This window comes from Methylomonas sp. AM2-LC (genome assembly GCF_039904985.1).
In the GTDB taxonomy this organism is placed as follows: domain Bacteria; phylum Pseudomonadota; class Gammaproteobacteria; order Methylococcales; family Methylomonadaceae; genus Methylomonas.
This window is the reverse complement of sequence record NZ_CP157005.1, coordinates 428,832-452,347: the sequence shown is the minus strand read 5'-3', so window position 1 is coordinate 452,347 and position 23,516 is coordinate 428,832. Positions and strand designations below refer to the sequence as shown.

The 23,516-nt window shown below is 41.2% G+C and carries 22 protein-coding genes and 3 pseudogenes; 13 read left to right on the top strand and 12 right to left on the bottom strand.

Translation table 11 applies throughout. The annotated features are described in order from the left end of the window. Positions 1-97: 97 nt before the first annotated feature. Together ABH008_RS02115 and ABH008_RS02110 are read left to right on the top strand one after the other, a co-directional pair. Positions 98-334 (top strand): annotated as a pseudogene (locus tag ABH008_RS02115) (hypothetical protein); the annotation flags it as partial. A 75-nt stretch (positions 335-409) separates the two neighbouring features. Next, a pseudogene (locus ABH008_RS02110) lies at positions 410-517 on the top strand (transposase); the annotation flags it as partial. An 80-nt stretch (positions 518-597) separates the two neighbouring features. Here the strand turns inward: ABH008_RS02110 and ABH008_RS02105 are convergent. The 3 genes from ABH008_RS02105 to ABH008_RS02095 are packed head-to-tail and all read right to left on the bottom strand — an operon-like array spanning position 598 to position 3,795. Then, a complete protein-coding gene (locus tag ABH008_RS02105) occupies positions 598-1,611 on the bottom strand; it encodes a tyrosine-type recombinase/integrase (protein ID WP_347988042.1) in 1,014 nt (337 codons plus the stop codon). Then, positions 1,592-2,551 carry a tyrosine-type recombinase/integrase gene (locus tag ABH008_RS02100; RefSeq protein ID WP_347988043.1) on the bottom strand — a complete coding sequence of 320 codons (960 nt, stop codon included), beginning with the start codon at positions 2,549-2,551 and terminating at the stop codon, positions 1,592-1,594. The genes ABH008_RS02105 and ABH008_RS02100 overlap by 20 nt, the downstream gene beginning before the upstream one ends. Continuing rightward, positions 2,548-3,795, bottom strand: coding sequence for a tyrosine-type recombinase/integrase (locus tag ABH008_RS02095; protein ID WP_347988044.1), 1,248 nt, complete (start codon positions 3,793-3,795; stop codon positions 2,548-2,550). The genes ABH008_RS02100 and ABH008_RS02095 overlap by 4 nt, the downstream gene beginning before the upstream one ends. Before the next feature lie 180 nt (positions 3,796-3,975). On the opposite strand from ABH008_RS02095, the pseudogene ABH008_RS02090 reads away from it, so the two are divergent. Both ABH008_RS02090 and ABH008_RS02085 read left to right on the top strand, forming a co-directional pair. Continuing rightward, a pseudogene (locus ABH008_RS02090) lies at positions 3,976-4,182 on the top strand (transposase domain-containing protein); the annotation flags it as partial. Then, a complete protein-coding gene (locus ABH008_RS02085) occupies positions 4,176-4,487 on the top strand; it encodes a hypothetical protein (RefSeq protein WP_347988221.1) in 312 nt (103 codons plus the stop codon). The pseudogene ABH008_RS02090 and the gene ABH008_RS02085, both read left to right, overlap by 7 nt. A gap of 44 nt (positions 4,488-4,531) precedes the next feature. Here ABH008_RS02085 and yihA read toward each other — a convergent pair whose 3' ends face one another. After that, positions 4,532-5,149 carry a ribosome biogenesis GTP-binding protein YihA/YsxC gene (gene yihA, locus ABH008_RS02080; RefSeq protein ID WP_347988220.1) on the bottom strand — a complete coding sequence of 206 codons (618 nt, stop codon included), beginning with the start codon at positions 5,147-5,149 and terminating at the stop codon, positions 4,532-4,534. Positions 5,150-5,258: 109 nt separating this feature from the next. On the opposite strand from yihA, the gene ABH008_RS02075 reads away from it, so the two are divergent. From ABH008_RS02075 to ABH008_RS02060, 4 genes are all read left to right on the top strand, one after another. Beyond that, positions 5,259-5,936, top strand: a complete 678-nt coding sequence (locus ABH008_RS02075) for a c-type cytochrome (protein ID WP_347988219.1) — start codon at positions 5,259-5,261, stop codon at positions 5,934-5,936. A 125-nt stretch (positions 5,937-6,061) separates the two neighbouring features. Then, on the top strand, positions 6,062-6,664 hold the full coding sequence (locus tag ABH008_RS02070) for a thiol:disulfide interchange protein DsbA/DsbL (RefSeq protein ID WP_347988218.1): 603 nt from the start codon (positions 6,062-6,064) through the stop codon (positions 6,662-6,664). A 99-nt stretch (positions 6,665-6,763) separates the two neighbouring features. Then, the gene (locus tag ABH008_RS02065) at positions 6,764-8,296 is read left to right on the top strand and encodes a GGDEF domain-containing protein (protein ID WP_347988217.1); all 1,533 of its coding nucleotides are present in this window, start codon (positions 6,764-6,766) and stop codon (positions 8,294-8,296) included. Positions 8,297-8,311: 15 nt separating this feature from the next. Then, positions 8,312-9,661 (top strand): GGDEF domain-containing protein, encoded by a 1,350-nt coding sequence (locus tag ABH008_RS02060; RefSeq protein ID WP_347988216.1) that lies wholly within the window; start codon positions 8,312-8,314, stop codon positions 9,659-9,661. Between the two features lie 8 nt (positions 9,662-9,669). On the opposite strand, the gene ABH008_RS02055 is transcribed toward ABH008_RS02060, so the two are convergent. The 7 genes from ABH008_RS02055 to ABH008_RS02025 all read right to left on the bottom strand — a co-directional run bounded on the left by ABH008_RS02055 (position 9,670) and on the right by ABH008_RS02025 (position 16,483). Then, on the bottom strand, positions 9,670-9,936 hold the full coding sequence (locus ABH008_RS02055; protein WP_347988215.1) for an oxidative damage protection protein: 267 nt from the start codon (positions 9,934-9,936) through the stop codon (positions 9,670-9,672). Beyond that, positions 9,920-10,987: an A/G-specific adenine glycosylase gene (mutY, locus tag ABH008_RS02050; protein ID WP_347988214.1), complete on the bottom strand. Its 1,068-nt coding sequence runs from the start codon at positions 10,985-10,987 to the stop codon at positions 9,920-9,922. The genes ABH008_RS02055 and mutY overlap by 17 nt, the downstream gene beginning before the upstream one ends. Before the next feature lie 51 nt (positions 10,988-11,038). Beyond that, on the bottom strand, positions 11,039-12,625 hold the full coding sequence (gene guaA, locus ABH008_RS02045) for a glutamine-hydrolyzing GMP synthase (protein ID WP_347988213.1): 1,587 nt from the start codon (positions 12,623-12,625) through the stop codon (positions 11,039-11,041). A gap of 198 nt (positions 12,626-12,823) precedes the next feature. Beyond that, a complete protein-coding gene (locus ABH008_RS02040; RefSeq protein ID WP_347988212.1) occupies positions 12,824-13,828 on the bottom strand; it encodes a class I SAM-dependent methyltransferase in 1,005 nt (334 codons plus the stop codon). 31 nt (positions 13,829-13,859) lie between these two features. Further along, on the bottom strand, positions 13,860-15,326 hold the full coding sequence (gene guaB / locus ABH008_RS02035; RefSeq protein WP_347988211.1) for an IMP dehydrogenase: 1,467 nt from the start codon (positions 15,324-15,326) through the stop codon (positions 13,860-13,862). An 85-nt stretch (positions 15,327-15,411) separates the two neighbouring features. Continuing rightward, positions 15,412-15,888, bottom strand: a complete 477-nt coding sequence (locus ABH008_RS02030) for a hypothetical protein (RefSeq protein ID WP_347988210.1) — start codon at positions 15,886-15,888, stop codon at positions 15,412-15,414. A 4-nt stretch (positions 15,889-15,892) separates the two neighbouring features. Next, on the bottom strand, positions 15,893-16,483 hold the full coding sequence (locus tag ABH008_RS02025; protein WP_347988209.1) for a CPBP family intramembrane glutamic endopeptidase: 591 nt from the start codon (positions 16,481-16,483) through the stop codon (positions 15,893-15,895). An 89-nt stretch (positions 16,484-16,572) separates the two neighbouring features. Between ABH008_RS02025 and ABH008_RS02020 the strand changes: the two genes are divergently transcribed. From ABH008_RS02020 to ABH008_RS02010, 3 genes are all read left to right on the top strand, one after another. Beyond that, complete coding sequence (locus ABH008_RS02020) at positions 16,573-16,845, top strand: YcgL domain-containing protein (RefSeq protein WP_347988208.1); 273 nt, start codon at positions 16,573-16,575, stop codon at positions 16,843-16,845. An 82-nt stretch (positions 16,846-16,927) separates the two neighbouring features. Then, complete coding sequence (locus ABH008_RS02015) at positions 16,928-17,947, top strand: DUF2333 family protein (RefSeq protein WP_347988207.1); 1,020 nt, start codon at positions 16,928-16,930, stop codon at positions 17,945-17,947. Between the two features lie 4 nt (positions 17,948-17,951). Further along, positions 17,952-18,257, top strand: coding sequence for a DUF4389 domain-containing protein (locus tag ABH008_RS02010; protein ID WP_347990018.1), 306 nt, complete (start codon positions 17,952-17,954; stop codon positions 18,255-18,257). 265 nt (positions 18,258-18,522) lie between these two features. Here the strand turns inward: ABH008_RS02010 and ABH008_RS02005 are convergent, their stop codons facing one another. After that, the gene (locus tag ABH008_RS02005; RefSeq protein ID WP_347988206.1) at positions 18,523-18,741 is read right to left on the bottom strand and encodes a Nif11-like leader peptide family natural product precursor; all 219 of its coding nucleotides are present in this window, start codon (positions 18,739-18,741) and stop codon (positions 18,523-18,525) included. 423 nt (positions 18,742-19,164) lie between these two features. Here ABH008_RS02005 and ABH008_RS02000 point away from each other — a divergent pair, with 423 nt between their 5' ends. Beyond that, entirely contained in the window at positions 19,165-20,295 is a 1,131-nt protein-coding gene (locus ABH008_RS02000) for an efflux RND transporter periplasmic adaptor subunit (protein WP_347988205.1), read from the top strand. 3 nt (positions 20,296-20,298) lie between these two features. Continuing rightward, on the top strand, positions 20,299-23,436 hold the full coding sequence (locus tag ABH008_RS01995; RefSeq protein WP_347988204.1) for a CusA/CzcA family heavy metal efflux RND transporter: 3,138 nt from the start codon (positions 20,299-20,301) through the stop codon (positions 23,434-23,436). Positions 23,437-23,516: the final 80 nt, after the last annotated feature.

Below are 23,516 nucleotides of genomic sequence, written 5' to 3'. Positions count from 1 at the left end.
CCGAACAGCAAATCGATCTGGCAAGAGTCAAGCTGACTATCGACAAAATGATCGATCCAGGCATTGATATAGAAAAAAACTTAAACAACTTGATGAAATAGCTGCCGAAATTAAAGCTAAACTTCCTTTTGCAGCAAATAGTCCAACCAAGTTAGACATACTCCGCGCCGCCATATATCAACCCAACCCCATCAACGGATTTAAGCCATTTAGTTATGATCTTGACGATCCGTTAGGACAAAACATTCACAATAAGCTGTTGCCTACCTATCTGGCTACCAGAAAAGGTAATTGCATATCTATGCCTTTTCTGTTCATCATACTGGGTCAAAAATTGGGTCTGGATGTAACTGCATCAACAGCGCCAGAGCATGTCTTTGTTAAATACCGCGATGATATGGGTAATATCCTTAAATGCTGGCCAGCGTTCGTGCGTTACGCCAATACTGGACATCTGCCCATAGACAATAATCCCGTGGAAAACTGCATACGGCCCATTTCTCTGGGTAAGAATTATGCTCAGTCAGTTATTATGCTGAGTATTTATCGAAAGTCGGCAGCACACAATACTTACTGCGCTACCGACTGTGCATAATTTTATAGGCTCTCCAAAAACTTTAGAAGGTCATCAGATGGATGATAGCGCACCTGCCCAATTTCAGGTGGCAGAGCTATTGTCGACAAAGCACGTTCTTTCATAGATAGGTCAGCCTCAATATATCCATGGGTAGTTGCTGGGTTTTCATGACCCAACCATAAAGCGATAATGGTAATGTCTACACCTGCTTGTAGTAAGTGCATGGCTGTAGTGTGGCGGAGTGTATGTGGCGTTACTTTTCGACCTTGTAACTGAGGACAATGCTTTATTGCCGAGCTGACCGCTAATGCAATTCGCTCAGCCACATTGGATCTAGTCATTGGTAAGCCTTTGCGTGTTGGCACTAATGATTGCTCTGGATTTAACTTGGCATACAGCAGCCACTGACGTATTTTGGTGGCGGTATCTTTCCATAATGGTACAGTGCGTTGCTTGCGGCCCTTACCATGTAGACGTACCGAAGGTGAAATGGTTAACTCAACGTCTGCCACTCGAATACCAATTAACTCAGACACCCGAGCTCCAGTGTTATAAAGCAAAATCAACAAAATGCGATCCCGATACCCATACCAAGTTTGATCGTCGGGCGCTTCCAGCAAAGCCTGAATTTCTTCACGAGATAGAAAGCCTAACATAGGTTTTTCAAAGCGCTTCATCGGAATCGCCTGGATTTGTTGAGTCAACTGCATGGCCTCTGGACATTGTAGCGACACATAATGTGCAAAAGCTCGTATAGTCGCCAAACGAGCATTTCGTGTTCTTATCGTATTGTGGCGTTCCGATTCAAGGTATGCCAGGAAGTCGAGTATCAATGCCACATTAAAATCGATCAAAGCCATTTTGTTTGGTGATTTACCTATTTTGCGCTCGACATAACATAAGAGCATTCTAAAGGTATCACGATAGGCAGCGATTGTTCTGGGGCTGGCATTTCTCTGCTGAAGTAATCGTTCGACAAAGAAGCGCTGAACTAAGGCGGCAAATTCAGCGGGATTAGTTAGCAAACTGTTCATTGCTGATCTCCTTCGAATATCTTTCAAAACGTTCCGCTGCGATTGACATCAGTTCTGGAATGCCAGTGAAATACCAGTAGGTATCGCTGATTCGCGCATGTCCAACATAAGTTGATAAAGCAAGCACGGCGTGGTCAACATCAATACCTTGCTGGTAAAATCGCAACATGCTATGAACAATGAATGTATGTCGAAAATCATGTAGTCGATGATGTACATAATCTCCACGAGGCTTCCAGCCAAATTCTTGGCAAATCGAATGCAAGGCATACATAATATTTGCCCGTTTAATGGGCTGTCCTTCGTCAGACAAGAAAAAACGATTGCAGGCTGGATGAGATATGATTTGATTACGTAGCTTGGCGTAGTCGATTAGTGATTGGGTGGTGCTTGGATGTAACGGAACCCAGCGACTTTTCAGGAATTTGGTCTCATGGATATAAAGCACGCCATCATCAAGATCAACCTCACTACAAGTTAGCGATGTCGCTTCGGATATGCGTAATCCACTTGAAGCCAATAGACCGAAAACAGTTCGACAGGTGGCGGGACGTAAGCCGTGATGAGAAACGAGATTATCAGTTGCATTGAGCAGCGCAATGAGTTCGGCTTCTGTATAGATATGCGGAATAAGTCGCCGATGGGCAGGGCCGAATAATCCTATTGGTGGAATCACCGTAGCGGGATCAATCCGCAAACAGAATCGAGCAAATCCACGTAGAACTTCAAGTCGGCGCGCCCAAGTGATGGGTTGACTTCGTTTCGATTGGCGAGCCCATTGCACGGCAAGTTCTAACGTCAGGCAATACTGATCGCCCTGATCATCAGCGTAGCGGGCAAATCCATTAAGTACGGTTTCATCAATGGATAGTTTATAACCTAGACTGTGGCGATGTACTAAATAAGCTTCGACCCGCAACTTCCAGAAATTGGATTTCATGAGCAACTCCCTGGCCAAGGTAACGCCACAGTACGCAAAAGCTCAATGTCAACTCGGGCATACGTCTTTGCGGTATCAAGGCTTTGATGTCTTAGTAAATCCGCAATTTCCTTAATGGATGCTCCTGCCTTTTGTAGTCGTGTCGCAGTTGTTGACCGTAGAGCATGGGTATTGCAAAATTGACTTCGTAAACCGCAACGAACAAATGCACGATTCATCGCGCTGCGGATGGCAGGTACACCTAACGGTTGATTAAAAGGGGCTCTATGCCGAATAAACAGGATTCGACTGGTTGTCTGTGGTCGGCCTGCGAACAGATATTGAGCGATTGCTTGCCCAGTTGAAGTGGAAAGTGGCAATTGCTGTACTCGCTTGCTCTTGTTAATATTGATGGTCAGCGTTGCGTTACGCCAATCCACAGAATCCAGCGTTAAATAGGCTGTTTCTTGACCGCGTAAACCCAGGTCGAGCAAGCAGCGAGCTATGGCATAATCGCGCATACCGACCGGATAAGAACAATCGAATGCCTTTAAAAAAGCATCGACTTGGATGTCAGTTAGCACCTTGGGTAGTGTCGCATGCGAACAGGATGAAATTTTTGGAATAAAAGCCAGCAATACAGAAATGTGCTTCCCCTGCAAGGCGAGGAAGCGCAGGTAACTGCGTACGCTTGAGCTAACCTCTCTAAGCGATGCTGGCTGCCACTTCAAAGCTAGGTGTTGAAAAAAGGCATCAATATCGTCACCGGAAATCTGAGAAATATCAGGTGGAGCTGTGTCAAATCGATGTTTAAGAAAGGCGCAAATATGCTGGCGACGATTTACACAGGTCTGTGGCGAAATCCCGCAAATGTTAAGCAGATAATCAGAAAATCGATCAAGTTCTGCTTCTATCGGTTTTTTTGTGATTTGTACCTGCTGTTTAGGCAAAAGAATTAGCAAACACCTTAAAGCTGCTCTGTCCATTCTAATGAAGTAGCGGGCATCTACCGTTGCTGGGTACAGCAACATTAAATCATTAAGGTAGTGGTCAATCAGTTTAGGTGTGACACTTGATAAATCTAGGTTTTCTGTTTTTAGCCAGCAACTAAAACGAATAATACATTTAAGGTAAAGTTCAATAGTATGTTTGGCATATTGCTGTTTTTGTAATGCTTCAATGTATGGGGTGGCAATGCAGCTAAGCGGTGCATCGACGAGCAAGGCTAGGCGGGATAATCCCGTTGGTTGAATTTTGGTAGGCATGATGTATTCCTGATGAAAGCAAGAGGAACTACATAAAACCACCAATTTATTATGTTGAGTTAAAAAACAGCTCTATTGCGCTGAAAGCCTAATTGTTACGCGGCTTTCCGCATAGTTACAGGTAAACTCAGCATAATAACTGACTGAGCATAATTTTTTTTATGCAAAGCTTTGCATAAAAAAAAAAATTGGCTCTTCGCGGGTTCTGAGCGTGCAGGTCAACGCGCCGCTGCTATTCAAACCCTACTGGGTACGGCCAAGTTGAATGGACTTAACCCTTCCGAATGGCGAAAAGACACTTTAGAAAAACTGCCTATCTGGCCTAATAACCGTATTGCCTGGATTGAAGCCGTGAAACTGTACCCGATCAAAACCCCTGTGTGGTAGCGCTACGCGCTTACGATGTTTTATGTGAATTGATTTATACCCATGGGGATAAAAGCACTTATATTGAGTTCATCGACTCACCGGCTAGATTCGAAATTAAAATTAATGTTGATATTTTTGATGGCTGGAAAATGTTTCTTATCGACTTAGAGAATAAGACTTTGTTTATTTGCCAGCCACCCGATAAATCTATCAGTTTTTATGATTTAAAAATTGGGGATTTTGATGCTGCTGTTTCTGAGTTCTCAGAATATTTAAATAATTGCTACGAAAGAACGATCCCTATACAAGACAAAACTTTATGAATCCGAAAGTTCATAAAACACAATCAATAATACATTCACATTCATTAACTATCAGGCTGCGGCTTTTTAAACTTGAACCATTCATCCAGCACATGATGAATATCATTAATGCCGGTTTTGTTAAGTGCCGAAAACAGTTGCAATGTGACCTCGATACTCACTTGACCTAAATCTTTTTGCACCTGTAGCAGCGTATTTTTGGCCGCACCAAAATTAAGCTTATCCGCTTTAGTCAGCAAAATGTGCAGAGGTAATTGTGCCTGTTCGCACCATTCGACCATTTTCCAGTCAAAATCGGTCAATGGGTGACGAATATCCATGACTAATACGATGCCACATAAGGCATTACGTTCGCATAGATAGATTTGTATCATTTTTTGCCAGTCTTTTTTGACTGATTCCGGTACTTTAGCATAACCATACCCCGGCAAATCGACCAGTTTACGTTGTGCATCAACCTCAAAAAAATTCAATAACTGGGTTCGTCCAGGGGTTTTACTGACTCTTGCCAACGCATTCTGTTGCACTAATGTATTGATAGCACTTGACTTTCCAGCATTAGAGCGTCCAGCAAAGGCAATCTCCATGCCTTGATCCGGTGGGGCATCCTGTAAGCGCGGGGCACTATTGATGAATTTGGTCTGATGGTAAACTGGATTCATCGCTATCTCGCTTAGTCGTTATAAATCGGTTAGAATCCCACTATTATAACGTCTGCGCTTGTTTAACAGACGGCTTTATGTTGATTAATATTCCTTACAGGGGCTAATAATGATAAAAACACTGCTGACTGTTTCCATTTCTCTGGCACTGATAGTCAGTACGGCTAATGTCCGTGCACAGGGTAATTCAGGTATCGGTAAATCTAAAACCGCTAGTTGTGCAGGTTGTCATGGTGAAGATGGCAATAGTACAATGCCAAGTTTTCCAAAGTTGGCAGGCCAGCATAAAGGCTATTTAATTAAGCAATTACAAGCATTTAAAAGCGGTGCACGCATATCACCCATGATGGCTCCACTTGCGGCCAGCTTGGACGAACAAAGTATTGAAGAAATTGCCGATTATTATGCACATAATAAAATTGCAGCTAATCTTGCACCGGTTTTACCTGTCAGTGATGACGACGACGCCCCAGCTAAAACTAATGAAGAGAAAAAGGCTGAACTGGAAAATCTGATCCATAAAGGTGGGGATTTATACCGTAATGGTAATTTGTCGACAGCTGTTTCGGCCTGTATAGCTTGTCACGGACCTTTTGGTGAAGGTAACAGACCCGCAAACTTCCCGGCTTTACATTCACAGCATGCCGATTACCTGATAAAAACTTTAACTGATTTTAAAACGGGTGTGCGCAGTAAAAGTAATGAAAATATGATGCATATGATTGCCACTAAAATGACTGAGCAGGAAATTACCTCAGTTTCTTACTATATTTCGACCATGAAATAAACTGATTTTAGGTTAAATCTACCCAAAAGCGCATTGGCAATGGATACAACATTTTACAAATGTGACGCAACTTAATCAATGCAACCAATTTTTAACTGGATTTTATAATTTAACGGAGAACGATGATGTTGAAAAAAATTATATTTTTACTGCTATTGTGTATTGGTCAAGCGGCTTATGCTGAAGACGGCTATGAAGTTATTTCACCTGCACAACCGGTAGAAAACCCAGATAAAATCGAAGTCATAGAGTTTTTCTGGTATGGCTGTCCGCATTGCTATCATCTTGAACCAGCAATGTCCGCCTGGCTAAAAAACAAACCCGCTAATGTGCGCTTCATACGTCAACCAGCCGTATTTAGTGAAGCATGGGGCAAACACGCCAAAATATTTTATACCGCAGAAGCGTTAGGTATTCTGGATAAAGTGCATGCTGATATTTTTGATGCTATCCAAAATAAAAAGGAAAAACTGCTTACTGAAGAAGAAGCCGCAAAATTTTTTGTTGATCATGGTGTGAAAGCAGAAGACTTTCACAACGCATATAATTCATTTGCGGTTTACACCAAAGAACGTCAGGCTGAAAGCATGGGATCACGTTATGGAATATCTGGAGTTCCAGCCCTGATTGTTAACGGTAAATATCGTGTAACAGGGCCATCAGCAAAATCGCAGGAAAACATGCTCAATGTGGTTAATCAACTGATTCAAAAAGAAAGTAACAAATAAGTTCTAACCTTAAGCACAAGGATGTGTGGTCGCTTAATTCTATATATAGTCTATAATTTGTTATTTACTAACCAATTAACTGGTCAAATCTAAAACGCCATGGCCTTTCTAAGAAACAAGGACGACAATCAGGATAAGTGGAAAGATAAATACTACCATTTATTGGATAGCCAAGAGCAACTCGATAATAGCTATAGAGCCAATGAAGAATTACTGTGTAAAACTATTGTTCGTTTTGCACTAGCCATTAAAGGACTTAATCGGGAACTAGATCCTCATCTTAATCGCATTCGAAATATATTAAAAGATAGATTACAAACTGAGCAATTAAAAACTGAGCTAGAAGCTTTTTCAAACGTCCTAATGACCTTGGGCGACAATAATTCCAAACGTGAATTTGATAGTTTTTTATTGTTCGAATTTTTGCACAATCAATATCCCCAGCATCAAGCCGTACTCGACACGATTCAGGATAAATATGATCATCAGGGCTTTAAAAATACGCAAAGCCTGATTGTCTCTTTATTAGAAGTCGTTGATGAAAAACCAGCAGGAAGTGTTTATTTTGGCATCGAATTACCCGATTCAGAACACAAGGCTATTCGCGCTCATTTAATGCATTTGCTGGAGTTTACCGATATCCCATCAAGTTTCTCCGAACAACTTGAGCAAATTAAAGCGCGATTAACATCAGAAATTAATATCAAATCGCTCGTCTCTATTTTTGATAATACGGTTTCCTTGCTGCTTGCTGTAAAAAAACATCAGGCTCTGGAACAATTCGAAATGACCCAGTTTTTATCTCGACTGACTGAACAATTGGCAGAAATAGCCATAACAGCCACCGGGGTTGATCATGCCACAGAAAAAGCCAGCCTAAACCGAAATCATTTTGATGAATCAGTTACCAGACAAATGGTTGATCTACAAAACATTTCGAACAGTGCAACTCACCTGGAAGCTTTAAAGCAATTGGTCAACACGCACCTTACTAGTATTAGCCAACAAATTCAAGTACATAACCAACAAGAACAATTAGAACGTGAAAACTTTCAAGTCGACTTACATAGCTTGACACAAAAAATAAGGGAAATGGAAACAGAATCCACCGAACTTAAAGTCAAACTAGAAGTCGCTCAACAAAATGCAACTCGTGACCCGCTTACTCATCTACCTAACCGACTTGCTTTTGAAGAACGCATGACGAGTGAAGTTGCACGTTGCCAACGTAATGGTTTACCGTTAACCATGCTGATTTGGGATATTGATTACTTTAAAAAAATCAATGATAGCTATGGACATAAAACAGGTGACAAAGCATTGATTGTGATTGCCCAAATACTACAAGAACACTGTCGAAAATCTGACTTTGTAGCGCGTTTTGGCGGTGAAGAATTCGTTATGCTGTTTCCAGATACGGATGTACAGACAGCTTTACTTGTGGCCAATAAGTTACGAACCACTGTTGAAAAAGCTAATTTTAAAGCATCAGGCGATAAAATTTCTATCACTTTATCTTGCGGTCTTAGTCAGTATTTAACTAGCGATACGCATGAAACTATTTTTGAACGTGCCGATAAGGCTTTATATCAGGCCAAGCAAAATGGTCGTAACCAGTGTATTGTTATCTAGCCGGGAAATCTATCTGTGGACAGCTTATCACTCAATCCCTCTGAAAACGAAAAGTTGCTATATAAATTAGTGATTCAATTTCTGATTTTTAGTCAGGGTAGTCACAAACAGTTAGAACCTCATTTACTGCAAATAGGTAAACGCTTGAGAAACGGTGCCAACCTTGGACAATTGGTTCCAGAGTTGCAATCCATATCTAAAACCTTAGTTCATATTTCCAAACAAACCAAACAAGTCAAGCAAGAGAACCTCAACGATACCGTAGAGACAACAGAGGAAATACTTGCCTCTGATCGACCCATTGATCAAATAAATGAATATCTGTTCAAACGCATTGATGAATTACTGGATGAGATTGGCGTATCACCACGTTTTCAAAAACAAGCTACAGCCTTAAAACGACAAACACGAAACGAATTAACTAACGACTCCTACAGATCAGTTATAGACATTGCTGTAGCCTTATTAGTTGAAATAAAAGGATATGCCGAATGCGAACAACAAGGACTGGATGCTTTCTTGATAGGTATGACTCGCGAATTAAACTTGATTGAACAACAGGTTGAAATCGCCGGACAAGCTAATCGCTTGTCTATCGAAAATCGTGAATACCTCAATACAACCATGAATCATCAGCTAGGCAATATTAAAGATGCCACCGAAAAAGCGCAGGAACTATCTGTCTTAAAAAGTCAAACCAGTTCCCATCTGGATAGCCTCATGCAACAACTCATTGAGCATAAGCGCGAAGAAGACAAACGCCAATGGCAAGCTCAAACACAAATTGAGCTGATGACACAAAAACTCATGGATTTAGAGTGTGAAACTGAAAATTTACGCACCAAACTCAAGCTTGAACATGATAAGGCTATGAATGATCCCTTAACCGGATTGCCAAATCGTTTGGCTTACAATACCAGAGCCGAGTTTGAGGTTAATCGTTGGAATCGTTATAAAATACCTTTATCACTCGCTATTTTGGATATTGATCATTTTAAACGCATTAACGATACCTATGGTCACAAAGCTGGCGACAAAACGTTGGCATTGGTAGGGCAATTGATTAGCAGTCATTGTCGACAAACCGATTTTGCCGCTCGCTATGGTGGGGAAGAATTTGTAATATTAATGCCGAGCACAGATGCTAAACAAGCACTGGAAATGGCAGAAAATATAAGAGTACTTATTGAAAGTAGTGGCTTTAATTACAACGGTGAAAAAATCAACCTTACCCTTTCATGCGGAATTAGTGAATTTATGGAAGAAGATCAACTCGACGATGTATTTATTCGAGCTGATCAGGCACTCTATCGCTGCAAGCAAACTGGACGCAATTGTTGCATGATATTTAATAGTATCGATTAAGCCGCGTTTTATTTTGGCACGTAACCGTCCGGCATTTCAAATCCTCCCGAAAACAAGAATTTTTCGCGTTCGGCTTCCAGAATTTTTTTAGCCTCCGGATCAAAACTGGCTAAACGTTGTTCATTGATAATCATAGTCTGCATGGCTAACCATTGTTTCCACGCCTGTTTTGATACCTGTTCAAAAATGCGCTGGCCTTTCACACCTGGAAAAGGTGGTGAATCTAAGCCTTCGGCTTCTATACCGAGTTTTACGCAATTAACCATTCTGGTCATAACTCTCCTCTTTATTAAATTGTTGTAGCAAACGTTTAATGGGACTTGGCAATCCGATAGGATCAATATGCATAGGTTTATACCAAAGCTGAGCATTTGCTTCCATCACATAATTCTTATGGTTTATACAGTTTACCAATACGGCTGTATAATCAAGATGATAGTGCGAAAAACTGTGGCGTTGTGCGTCCTGGCATTGAAGTTCCATGATCAGAAAACCTTGTTGTTGGCACCAATCTTGTAATTGTTGTAAATCTGTAAATTCTGGCAAACTCCATAAACCACCCCAAATACCAACAGGCGGACGTTTTTCTAACAGAATTTGCTGTTCGGCATTTTGTAATACCAAAAAAAACAATTGTTTTACGGGTAATATTTTTTTAGGTTTAGGAACGGGTATCTCTTTAACTAGCTTAAGCGCCAGAGCCTGACACCCTGACACCAAAGGGCAATTATGGCACTTTGGTTTACTACGCGTACAAACAGTAGCGCCCATATCCATCATTGCCTGTGTATAAGCGGCACAGGAATGAGTCGGAGTATAACGCTGACTGATCTCCCAAAGTTGCACAGCAACCTGACTATTTCCCGACCAACCACAAATAGCATGAAAACGCGTTAACACGCGCTTTACATTTCCATCCAATATCGGCTGACTTTGTCCACAAGCAATACTGAGTATTGCTCCAGCAGTTGACCTACCAATACCCGGTAAATCACTCAACTCTTCAACGGTAAGGGGAAACTGACCACCCTTTGCACTAAGAAGCTGAGCAGTTTTATGCAAATTGCGGGCACGTGCGTAATATCCCAAACCAGACCAATAATTTAAGACCTCGTCCAAGTCAGCCTTCGCCAAACTTTCCAGTGTAGGAAATTGCGCGATAAATTTATTGAAATAAGGAATAACGCTACTTACTTGGGTTTGCTGCAACATAATTTCTGAAAGCCAAACCCGATAAGGACTAATTTGCTGTTGCCAAGGCAAATCCTTACGCCCATGTAACTCGAACCAATTTAAAAGTAATTGCTGAAATTGTTCGGGCAACATGCTTGAGAATAATATGCTGGATTAATATTAAAAATATCAACTAAAGCAACGTTATTCCCACTCAATAGTCGCGGGCGGTTTGCCAGAAATATCATAGGTTACCCTGGAAATTCCAGGCACCTCGTTAATAATACGTCGGGAAATCAAATCCAAAAATTCATACGGTAAATGTGCCCAGCGTGCCGTCATAAAATCAATGGTTTCTACTGCGCGAATTGCGATTACATAATCATAACGGCGTCCATCCCCCATAACACCGACTGATTTTACTGGTAAAAACACGGCAAAAGCCTGACTCACCTTGTCATACAAATCGTGACGATAGAGTTCTTCGATAAAAATAGCATCCGCCTGACGCAGTAGATCAGCAAAATTTTTAGTGACATTCCCCAAAATACGTACCCCTAATCCCGGGCCGGGAAACGGATGCCGATTAATCATATCGGCGGGTAAGCCAAGCTCCAAACCCAACTTACGAACTTCATCCTTAAAAAGTTCACGTAGGGGTTCTACTAATTTCAAACTCATATTTTCGGGTAAACCGCCCACATTATGATGCGATTTAATCAAATGCGCTTTGCCGCTTTTCGAGCCAGCAGACTCAATAACATCAGGATAAATAGTGCCTTGCGCTAACCAGCGAGCATCGGTCAATTTGGCAGCTTCTTCATCGAAAATTTCTACGAATAACTTTCCAATAATTTTTCGTTTTTGCTCTGGGTCACTAATACCAGCTAAAGCCTCCATATAGCGCTGCTCAGCATCCACACGAATCACTTTAATACCTAAATGTTGGCCAAACATGCTCATTACCTGATCACCTTCGTGTAATCGAAGTAATCCAGTATCCACAAATACACAATTAAGTTGCGCACCAATTGCTTTATGTAATAAAACAGCGACCACTGAAGAATCTACACCGCCAGATAAACCAAGAATGACTTGATCTCCCTGCACTTTTTCACGTATAGCGTGAATACTGTCTTCAATAATATTGTTGGCTGTCCATAGCGCCTGACAGTTACAAATTTCCAATACAAAACGACTGAGTATGCGCCCACCTTGTTTACTGTGAGTTACTTCGGGGTGAAATTGTAAACCATAGAAATGCTTATTCTCATCAGCAATACCTGCTATCGGCGCACCTTCAGAACTGGCGATGCAGACAAAACCACTGGGAAGCTCTACAACCCGATCACCATGACTCATCCATACATCCAACAAACCGTAACCTTCTGGAGAGGTATGATCTTCGATATTCAATAGTAATTTAGAATGGCCTCGCGCCCTAATCTGTGCATAACCAAACTCACGATGATTTGATGACTCTACTTTCCCACCCAACTGTTCGGCCATGGTTTGCATCCCATAACAAATTCCCAGTATCGGTATACCTGATTCAAAACAACCTTGCGGTGCACGTGGGGTATTTTCACTGGTAACGGTTTCTGGTCCGCCCGAAAGAATGATACCTTTCGGAGCAAACTGAACGATATCTTCATCACTGCATTCACAAGAATAGATCTCGCAATACACACCAATTTCCCTTATTCGACGGGCAATTAATTGCGTATATTGTGAACCGAAATCAAGAATGAGAATTTTATCAGCGTGAATACTGGCAGGTGATTTAGTCAAAACTGAACCTTTATTAAAGTGAAGTGTAAATTTATCTTGTAGATTATAAATTTCTAGGGCTTACAAAAAACCAGATTGCATCGAATGATTTTTATACCCACGTTCGATTACGATGCGCATATAAGACATAAATACTTAAAAATACTAAAAACTGCGTATCCTAACCCACCCAAAGCTGAATTTAAGCATGAGTTTTTATCAGTATTCGTGATAAACATGTCCTGCGTTCTGGTAAATTTGATCTAACAGCCTCTTATTCTTGTTTAAGCGGTTAATATACACTTTTTCCGAAACGCTTCTATACATACGCTTAAGAAAACGTATGTAGGGCTTTGTAGAGAAAAAATGATTGAGATTTGTATGATTTTTGACCAAATGGCTAATTCGTTCTGCATTATCGGCTATAAACCAACTCTCAGCGGGTTGTACGCAATCTAGGGCCTTACTAAAAAGCAGAGTCATATTACCTCTATCTTCAGAATAAATAGGCTTTTGTGCAATTAATCCGGCTTTCAATCCCATTTTAACCAGTGTTTCCAGATTAAAATTAAACAGATGGGCTTCATGAAAAGTACTTTTTGGTGTTTGACAAGTCGCTTCAATATTAGGCACTTCTACAACCAATACACCTTGTGGCTTTAACAGATCTCGTAATTTGCAGAGTACAAAAAACGGATCTTCTGTATGTTCCAACACATGCCATATAGTAATAAGATCAAAACTTTCAAGACTAAACTGACTATCCTGAATGAAACCGATATGCAGGTTTAATCCATACTCTGCAACTGAATACTCGGCATAACCTTTATTTGGTTCAATACCAAACAGCTCATGACCCGATGATTTAAGCAAATAGGCAAATTCACCACCACCCGTTCCCACATCCAGTATAGTTTTTTTCTCTTCTAATAAGTGCTTGATTTTTTGATATCGTCCTAGCGCTACTTTGCCCGCTCTCAGCACATGTTTAGACTTAGGCGAATACGTATTTTTATAATTAAGTCGGTACTCTTCTGCGTAGAAATGTTTGGGGTCATGAGGAAAAGGATCGCTCCAAACCAGACCACAATGCTTACAAATGACCGTTCTTAAAGGATTACCACTTCTGCTTCGGGTACCTAGAATTGAAACATCGTGATTTTCGCACAAATTACAGGGCATTAAGCTGTTTTCCGAATTTAATATGGAATTGCTTGGCATCATGTGAAATCCTTAGTCGAGTTAGGTAACAAGCTTAATTCAAATGATAATTAGGCGCTTCTTTAGTAATGGTTACATCATGCACATGACTTTCTCGCATTCCGGCACTGGTTACTCTCACAAATTGTGCAGTTTCATGCATAGCTGCAATGGTGTGATTGCCGGTATAACCCATACTGGAACGTATACCGCCTAATAATTGATGAATGATAGCGAGAACACTACCTTTGTAAGGAACTCGACCTTCAATACCTTCTGGTACCAGTTTTTCTACCACTTCAATTTCTTCTTGAAAGTAACGATCACTAGAACCTTGTGATTGAGACATCGCTCCCAACGACCCCATACCTCTATAGGATTTATAAGATCGGCCTTGGAATAATTCTACTTCCCCCGGTGCTTCTTCTGTTCCTGCAAACAGACCACCCAACATAACAGAATGAGCGCCAGCAGCCAGTGCTTTGGCGACATCTCCCGAATAACGAATCCCGCCGTCAGCAATTAATGGTACGCCAGTTCCTTTTAATGCCGCAGCCACATTGCTAACCGCAGAAATTTGTGGAACACCTACCCCTGCTACTATACGGGTGGTACAAATCGAGCCTGGACCAATACCTACTTTAACTCCATCTGCTCCAGCTTCAACCAAAGCCCTTGCTCCAGCAGCGGTAGCTATATTGCCACCAATGACCTGTACTTTTGGAAAGTTTTGTTTCACCCAGCGAACTCTATCTAATACGCCTTGCGAATGCCCATGCGCAGTATCCACAATAATTACGTCAACCCCGGCACTCACTAATGCGTCTACCCGGCTATCGGTATCGCTACCATTTCCTACCGCCGCACCTACTCGCAACCTTTCCTGCTCATCTTTACAGGCTTGTGGATTATCTTTAGCTTTTTGGATATCTTTGACAGTAATCATACCCCGCAACAGAAAATCATTATTGACGACCAATACTTTTTCGATACGATATTTGTGCAGTAAGGCTATTACTTCTTTATGGCTGGCTGATTCATTGACAGTAATCAGACGTTCTTTGGGTGTCATTACAGTACTGATAGCTTCATCCAATCGAGTTTCGAAGCGAAGATCACGACTGGTAACAATACCCACCAACTCTTCACCATCCACAACAGGCACACCCGAAATATTTTTAGCTCGTGTCAATTCTATAACTTCACGCACGGTTACATTGGGAGATACCGTAATGGGGTCTTTAATTACGCCACTCTCATATTTTTTTACGCGTAATACTTCACGAGCCTGCATATCAATCGTCATATTTTTATGTATGATACCGATACCACCTTCCTGGGCTATAGCAATGGCCAGCCTTGCTTCCGTTACAGTATCCATGGCTGCTGAAATTAAAGGGATATTCAGGGTAATCGTTCTGGTCAATTGAGTTTTAAGCTCAACATCGCGTGGCAACACTATCGAATGGGCAGGAACTAATAAAACATCATCGAACGTGAGTGCTTCTTGAATGATTTGCATGATCGCACCTAAGGCTAATCTGGAATAAGCCCGTTATTGTAACGCTTAACCAGCTCTGTTAAAAATTGAAAATAGAAAACCTGGGTCAAGTTGACTGGCTTTTTGTATGTAATGCCTCACAAATCCGCAAATATTCCTGTAAATCGGGTTTATGTAAAAACAATCCTAATGCTGCCAACACGCTAAAAATAGAGAGCGTATTGTATCCATCCCCCAAAATAAACAGTAAAAAGCCAAACATTCCCACGATTTCTATCACTGTCATTGTCAGCGCCACTGTAAAAAAATAACGCTGATAGGCATGCTTATTATCTAATGGCATGGTTTGATTAAGTCGCAGTAAAATATATCTCAGTAACTTGACCAATGGAAATAACAGTATTGTTATAGCGTACAACACACCTTTTAACAGCTGTCTATCCGCTGCCTCAAAATTAATCTGTATTTCGTTTCCCCAGCCATAGCAAATCAAATTGTAACCGATTAAAAACAACAGAAAAAAAACTAAAAGTATCCAATGAGGAATCAGATCCGCCTGTGAAAATTTAGGTTCTTGCATCATGAAATCAACCTATTAACGACTTTTTGTAATTACGCAATATGACAATAAATGCTACAAAATCATAAAGAGCATGAATAACCATAGGTACTAATAAATTTCGCTCACCCTGATAATCAAGGCTAACGCCAAGATAAAGACCTATAAGTAGGGCCAAAAGGGCATAAATTGGCGTTATAGCATGAACTAGAGCAAAAACCAGGTTACTGGCAACCAAACCAGTCATCATATTGAATGAATTTTCCAACCAAGGCTGTAAAACGCCACGAAATAACAATTCTTCAGAAATACCCGCAATACTGGACAAAACAAATAAATCTGTCCAGTGACGACGATATAAAGGCGGACCAAGTGTTGCCAATAACAAATCTCTGATTTTTTGTACGGCTAAATTAGGCAATTGCTGTATCACAAAAAACATAATTAACATTGGCAAGGTTGCCAATAATCCTAAACCAAGAGCCGCTTCAGAAAAGTGAAGATTGGCAAATGGATCGGTATTTGTTAACCAACCCAACACGATGGCTACAACAATCAAAGCCCCCTCAAATAAACAAGCCGTTTTAAAAAAATTAGTATCTAAAGAGGTTTTTTTCATGCTGAACATATAATGGCTGGAAACTCATCTGAAAATTTTAAACAAAAAACGTTAAAATTGTCAGAAATCTCAAACAAAGGTTTGTAATCATGCAATGTTTTATCTACAAAAGCCAAAAAAAAGACGAGCTATATCTTTATCTTGATAAGCTTGATGATTTCTCCGCGGTTCCCGACCCCCTACTAAACAGTTTGGGACGATTGGTTTTCGTAATGGAATTACAGCTTACTCTACAGCGAAAACTTGCCAGAGAAGATGTTAAAAAAGTGATGCATAGCTTACAAACCAAACACTTTTTTGTGCAGATGCCACCAGCATTTATCAATTTGGCAATAAACAAAACAACCGGACAACTACACTGAAAGCGGACTCAGCCAATAATCCGTGCTAACATGGCGACATTCAGCCAATTTGTCCTTTTTTTTACATCTGGATACGTAACACATGTCAGAAAACACATACGCATTTGAAGACACAAAGTCTAGGGGCATCCTCTGGGGGGCCGGAACATTGGTGGGCATTGTTGTCGTTATTTTGCTAGTGCTGGGAGAATGGTGGAGCCGCGAACCAGAGCAATTCAACGTTCAGGACGAAGCCATTGAACGCATGAATGTAACCCACACAGATCAAATGCCTATCGGTTATGTTTATGCAAGCACTCTTGCCCATATAGCCGATGTTATCCTGTTTAAGCCTGGCGGTTATCTCTCCAATGATGTAGCACCACCTGGTTTATTTTGCGATAACATACAGAGTTTCGAATACGGCGCACTGGTCATGCTACGTGATGGTACAACAGCCTTACGTAACCATTTTGCCCGCGATCAATCTCAATCAGCAGAAGATCCCGATCTGGCTAAAGCAGAGCCCAGTTTCTATTACGAACCTAACTCGTGGGCATTACCTTCCACTGAATCCGAATATGTTAAAGGTATTGAGGCCCTGCATGCCTATATGGGACGCCTGCAAAATCCGTCTGCCACTTCAAAAGCGGCACAATTCCATTCACGTGCTGACAATTTATGGCAATACACGGAAGTTGTCATTAAACGCTTAGGGGGTTTAAATACACGATTGGCAGCTAGTACCGATAAATTTTCTGGCGCGACACATGGTGATCCATCAAACCCGGTGGATATTAATATGCCTACCATAGGCCAAACACCCTGGATGGAAATTGATAACGTGTTTTACGAAGCACGTGGCTCCTGTTGGGCTTTATTGCACATTCTTAAAGCCATTAAGCACGATTTTGCGGATATTTTATTAGACAAACGTGCTATGAATACTCTGGATAACATGATACAGGCATTGGAAAATGCCTTGACACCAACTCTGAGTCCAGTGGTATTAAATGGAGATGGATTTGGTTTGTTTGCTAACTATTCCTTGGCAATGGCTAACTATATTGCCCGTGCAAATGCTGCGGCTTTAGACTTGCGGGATGTAATGAACAGAGGCTAATATGATACAGGAACAAATCAACGAAAATCTAAAAAAGATTGAAACCTGGAAACGTATTATCTTTATGTTGATTTACGCTCTCATCGACAGCATGGTCAAGTTAATATTGTGGCTGGTCGTTTTCTTACAGACTGGATCAGTTTTATTGACTGGCAATACTAATCCACATATTCTGGAATTTGGTCGCAGTTTATCGACCTATCATTACCATATTGTGCTGTTTTTGACTTTCAGTACCGAACGGCTACCGTTTCCATTCTCTGACTGGAATATTGTTAAAACCGATAGTGAACTACTGAAAAATGACTGAATAATGTTCGGTTTTTTAATCTTGTCTTAAAATTAAGCTAATTACCCATAAGCTTCAGCTAATTTAAACTAACGCGATAAACTGGTATAGGTCGTAATAGGCTAAGACGTATGCGATTGCGACACGGTTGGCTTCTGACCATACGCTGAAACTGCGCCCATAATACTGTCGCGTTGGCAATTACTAGTTATCGTGTTGACCCGTTCGCACAACTAAAAGAGCTTCCCAGCAATCAAAAACTGGAAAGCCCCCGTTTGTTAAACGACTAAACTCTAAGCAATGCTTTTGCTAATCTTTCTGAAAGTTGATCTTCGGTAAATTGGGGTTCGTTGGGTGGATACAGCTCAACCTCATCTATCTCAAAATCATACTCCCGTCCCAGGCTAATTAACTCTTTGATCTTTAAACATGCTTTTAGTTTTTCTTTCAGCGCCTCATCACTTTTTGCTTGTTCAGAAAACGCTTTTATTACCTTGATCGACATTGAATGCTCCGTAATGAATCAGAATAAAATAATTACTGTGTTCATTTAGCAAAATAGCTGCCACATTTAATCTAAAAATAAACTATTATTTTTCATACACTTAAAAATGCACAATTTAATCCAAAGAAAATTACCCGGCAATTGTTAGGTTTTTTGTCGTAAACCTGACAAATTTAGAATCCATATTGTCGTTTACGATTTTTGTGAAGATACGACTCCCTCACTATTAAGCTATATCAACATTCAATGTTAATCATTAAAAAAGTACGGTTGCACGAATTGCAAAACGCCTATAAGCTTAGTTTAACTACTGTTCGCCCAAAAAAATCGTTGAAACGAATTACGTCAGACTAAACGCCTTGTAGGTTACAAGCAGGGGATGGCGATAATCGTTAAGATAGGTTTTAATATTTAAGGATAAAAATGCAAAACGCCGGTTACCAGCCGTTTATACTGATTTCAACACTACTCATCATTGTCTTTTTTAGCCTACCGATTGTCCATGCAGAGTCATTACAAAGTATCGAAGCTAATCCAGCTTTGTTAAAATTGATAAAAATAGAGGAAATTAAACCGCGTAACATTGCAGACTCTTTACAGCTATCTGCTCGAGTAGAGCTAGATCAGAAACGCGTAGCTCGCATAGGCGCCTCCGTAACAGGGCGTGTGACAGAAATCAAAGCGGAATTAGGTCAAGCCGTTGAGAAAGGCCAATACTTAGCTCTATTGAATAGCAATGAGTTAGGTAAAGCTCAATCTGATTATCTAAAATCCAGCTCGCAAGCCAATCTGCGCCGATTAGTGGTACAACGTGCAGAACGCTTATTGCAGAGTGGCGTAATTGCTGAATCCGAACTACAAGACCGCCGAGCAATTTTGAATGAAGCAGAAGTAGATTTACAAGCTGCACGAGATCAATTACGCGTCATGGGCATGAATGAATCAGATCTTAAAAACTTAGCCAAAGAACGAACCATACACTCATACTCGCCAGTGACATCCAGTATAAAAGGCATTGTTATTGAGCGACATATTACTTTGGGACAAGTAGTACAACCCTCTGACAGTCTTTATACAGTCGCCGATCTTTCTCAATTATGGCTAGTAGCCGAAGTACCCGAGCAACAAGCACAGTGGGCGCATGAAGGTGATCAGGTAGAAGCAGAAATCCCCGCACTTCCAGGCATGGAAATCAAGGGGAAATTGATCTATGTTGCCGATTTGGTTAATCCAGAAACACGAACAGTCACAGTGCAAATGGAGCTTGCCAATCCACAACGACTATTAAAACCTCAAATGTTAGCAACATTAAAAATCAGTAAACACGGCTCACAATTGCTGGTGGTGCCTAGTCAGTCCGTCGTGCGAGATAATGATAAAGATTATATCTTTGTGCAAACGGCTACAACACGCTTCGAAATGCGTCCGGTAAAACTTGGTCGCGAAGAAAACGGAGTACGCGTTTTACTAGAAGGTTTGCCAAGTGGCGTGCATATTGTTACTGATGGTGCTTTTCATCTTAATAATGAGCGTCTACGTAGCACTTTGGAATAATTCATGATTGACAATTTGATTAAGAACGCTCTCCAGCAACGTATTCTTATTTTGGTGCTGGCGGTGGCTATAACTGTGCTTGGTCTGCGTGCCATGCAACTATTATCAGTTGATGCATTTCCTGATGTCACCAATATTCAAGTGCAAATAGCCACTGCAGCAGGCGGACGCTCACCCGACGAAGTTGAACGCTTAGTCACTGTACCTTTGGAAGTGGCAATGGCCGGCTTGCCTGGTTTGGAAGAAATGCGTTCGCTCAATAAAAATGGCTTATCTTTAATTACCCTGATTTTTAACGATAACACTGAAGTCTATTTCGCCAGACAACTAGTCATGGAACGTCTGATCGAAATTAAACAGCAAATGCCTAATGATGTAAATCCAGTACTAGGGCCCGTGTCTACGGGTTTGGGCGAAATTTATCAATACACGCTGGATAGGGAAGATGACGGCCAGCGCGCGCTAAGCTTAGAAGAATTACAACAACGTAGAGAAATACAAGATTGGATAGTACGTCCCTTGTTACGTGGAATTTCAGGTGTTGCAGAAATCAACTCTCAGGGTGGTTATGTCAAACAATATCAAGTATTAGTCAATCCAGATCGGCTTAACCATTACCGGATTTCTTTAACTGAGGTTTTTAACGCCTTGGCTCGAAATAACGCAAATAGCGGTGGAGGGGTACTACCGCATTTTGCCGAACAATATCTAATCCGTGGCGTTGGTTTAATTAATAATCTTGAAGATATTGGCAATATAGTACTCAAAGAAGAGCGTAGTGTTCCCATCCATATTTTGGATGTGGCCGATGTTACCATCGGCCATGAAGTGCGTACCGGCGCAGTCATTAAAAATGGCTATACAGAGTCAGTCGGCGGCATAGTCATGATGTTACGTGGAGAAAACGCAAAAGAGGTGGTCAATCAAATCAGGGAAAGAGTAGATGAAATTAATACAAAAGCCATGTTACCAAACGGATTGAAAATTGTTTCCTATTATGATCGTGGCGATCTTGTTGATGCCGCGCTACACACTGTCATTAAAGTGCTATTAGAAGGAATAGGGCTTGTAGTCATTATATTGTTTCTATTTCTGGGCGATATTCGTTCCAGTCTGATTGTGGCTAGCACTTTAATCGTTACACCGTTAGTTACCTTTATCATCATGAATCAGTTTGGCATTTCTGCCAATTTAATGTCACTGGGTGGCCTAGCGATTGCCATCGGTTTGATGGTAGATGGTTCTGTTGTGGTGGTTGAAAATGCTTTTCGTTTGCTGAGTGAACGTAAAGGCCGAACCTCTAGCCGAGTTCAAGTGGTAATGTTTGCGGCTCAAGAAGTAGCAACGCCAGTTTTGTTTGGCGTTGGCATTATTGTACTGGTTTTCTTACCGCTCATGACATTACAGGGAATGGAAGGCAAAATGTTTGCACCGCTAGCCTATACTATTGCCATAGCTCTGCTGATTTCGCTTTTACTTTCTCTTACCTTGTCCCCGGTACTGTGTTCCTATTTACTCGAAGGACATGACGGCGAACACGATACAAAGCTTATTGCTGTCATGAAGAAACCTTATTTAAATGTTTTGGATTGGTCCATGGCTAACCGACATAAGGTTGTGATTGCAGCAATTACTGTATTTTTTGCCACATTAGCCTTACTACCGCTATTGGGTACTTCATTCATTCCTGAAATGAAAGAAGGTTCCATTGTTCCTGGCATTACCAGAGTACCCAATATTTCTCTGGAAGAGGGCATTAAAATTGAGATGCAAGCCATGCAGATGGTCATGGAAACTCCCGGTGTAAAAATGGTGGTCACCAATATTGGCAGAGGTGAAAGCCCTGCCGATCCGCAAGGTCAGAACGACTCCACCCCTATAGCAACCCTAAATCCGCCGTCTGAGTGGCCGAAAAATTGGACACAAGACACTATAGCCGATGCCATACAGACAAAACTGACTACCAATCTACCCGGTGTACAGGTGGTGATGGCACAACCCATTTCTGATCGAGTGGATGAAATGGTTACCGGGGTGCGCTCTGATGTAGCGGTAAAAGTATTTGGTGACGATATGGCACAATTAAAAATAATTGCAGAACAAATTGCCGCGATTGCCAATGACGTGACTGGCGCACGTGATATTCGTATCGAACGACTCAGCGGTCAACAATATCTTAATATCAATATTGATCGTCATGCCATAGCTCGTCATGGTCTCAACGCCTCGGATATTCACGACATTATTGAAACGGCAATTGGAGGTAAGATTGCAACCGAAATCTATCAGGGTGAACGCCGTTTTTCGGCAGCAGTACGAATGGATGAATCATTTCGCAACAATATTGCAGCAATTGATGCCATCATGCTGACATCCCCCAATGGTGCCAGAGTACCATTGGGGGATGTTACCCAAATTAGCTTGAACGATGGCCCCGCTCAAATCAGCCGAGAAATGGGTAAACGACGTATTGTCATCGGCATCAATGTCCGTGATCGCGATTTGGGGGGATTCGTTTACGAACTTCAACAGGAAGTCAGTAAAAAACTAAACTTACCCTCTGGATATTATCTGAAATGGGGAGGACAATTTCAAAATATGGAGAGGGCTTTAGGACATTTGAAATTGATTATTCCCGTGACAATCGGCGCAATTTTCTTTTTGCTGTTTATGTTGTTTAAATCAGTACGTTTTGCAGCGCTAATTATTTTGGTTCTTCCCTTTGCTTCAATTGGTGGCATCATTAGCTTGTTTGCTACCGGTGTTTATTTGTCAGTACCCGCATCGGTGGGATTTATTGCTTTATGGGGAATTGCTGTATTAAATGGCGTGGTGCTGGTGTCTTATATCCGTAACTTACGTGCCCTGGGTATTCCACAGGCTCAGGCGATTCGCCAAGGGTGCGAACAGCGTTTTAGACCCGTAATGATGACCGCAACAGTTGCCTTATTAGGTTTGGTGCCCTTTTTATTCGCCACAGGCCCAGGGTCAGAAGTGCAAAAGCCACTGGCTATTGTTGTGATTGGTGGACTGATCAGTTCAACACTGTTGACGCTGATAGTTTTACCTGCTTTATATAGTTGGTTTGATAATCGAGATAGCGAAAAGCCTTTAAACAATTTTCGTAACTATTCAGAGTAATTGTCAGTATTTATAGGATGTGCATATGCCAGGAGGCGAGTAAATCTATCGATGCGCTTCATCTTGTTCAATACATTGTG

What these genes read in the sequence shown, in the direction of transcription:
- yihA (WP_347988220.1), bottom strand. Translation starts at nt 5,149, where the DNA reads ATGAATCCAGTTTACCATCAGACCAAATTCATCAATAGTGCCCCGCGC.
- guaB (WP_347988211.1), bottom strand. Translation starts at nt 15,326, where the DNA reads ATGCAAATCATTCAAGAAGCACTCACGTTCGATGATGTTTTATTAGTT.
- ABH008_RS02055 (WP_347988215.1), bottom strand. Translation starts at nt 9,936, where the DNA reads ATGACCAGAATGGTTAATTGCGTAAAACTCGGTATAGAAGCCGAAGGC.
- mutY (WP_347988214.1), bottom strand. Translation starts at nt 10,987, where the DNA reads ATGTTGCCCGAACAATTTCAGCAATTACTTTTAAATTGGTTCGAGTTA.
- ABH008_RS02015 (WP_347988207.1), top strand. Translation starts at nt 16,928, where the DNA reads ATGTCAGAAAACACATACGCATTTGAAGACACAAAGTCTAGGGGCATC.
- ABH008_RS02040 (WP_347988212.1), bottom strand. Translation starts at nt 13,828, where the DNA reads ATGATGCCAAGCAATTCCATATTAAATTCGGAAAACAGCTTAATGCCC.
- ABH008_RS02070 (WP_347988218.1), top strand. Translation starts at nt 6,062, where the DNA reads ATGTTGAAAAAAATTATATTTTTACTGCTATTGTGTATTGGTCAAGCG.
- ABH008_RS02075 (WP_347988219.1), top strand. Translation starts at nt 5,259, where the DNA reads ATGATAAAAACACTGCTGACTGTTTCCATTTCTCTGGCACTGATAGTC.
- ABH008_RS02020 (WP_347988208.1), top strand. Translation starts at nt 16,573, where the DNA reads ATGCAATGTTTTATCTACAAAAGCCAAAAAAAAGACGAGCTATATCTT.
- ABH008_RS02065 (WP_347988217.1), top strand. Translation starts at nt 6,764, where the DNA reads ATGGCCTTTCTAAGAAACAAGGACGACAATCAGGATAAGTGGAAAGAT.
- ABH008_RS02000 (WP_347988205.1), top strand. Translation starts at nt 19,165, where the DNA reads ATGCAAAACGCCGGTTACCAGCCGTTTATACTGATTTCAACACTACTC.
- ABH008_RS02100 (WP_347988043.1), bottom strand. Translation starts at nt 2,551, where the DNA reads ATGAAATCCAATTTCTGGAAGTTGCGGGTCGAAGCTTATTTAGTACAT.
- ABH008_RS02030 (WP_347988210.1), bottom strand. Translation starts at nt 15,888, where the DNA reads ATGATGCAAGAACCTAAATTTTCACAGGCGGATCTGATTCCTCATTGG.
- ABH008_RS02105 (WP_347988042.1), bottom strand. Translation starts at nt 1,611, where the DNA reads ATGAACAGTTTGCTAACTAATCCCGCTGAATTTGCCGCCTTAGTTCAG.
- ABH008_RS02095 (WP_347988044.1), bottom strand. Translation starts at nt 3,795, where the DNA reads ATGCCTACCAAAATTCAACCAACGGGATTATCCCGCCTAGCCTTGCTC.
- ABH008_RS02025 (WP_347988209.1), bottom strand. Translation starts at nt 16,483, where the DNA reads ATGAAAAAAACCTCTTTAGATACTAATTTTTTTAAAACGGCTTGTTTA.
- ABH008_RS02005 (WP_347988206.1), bottom strand. Translation starts at nt 18,741, where the DNA reads ATGTCGATCAAGGTAATAAAAGCGTTTTCTGAACAAGCAAAAAGTGAT.
- ABH008_RS01995 (WP_347988204.1), top strand. Translation starts at nt 20,299, where the DNA reads ATGATTGACAATTTGATTAAGAACGCTCTCCAGCAACGTATTCTTATT.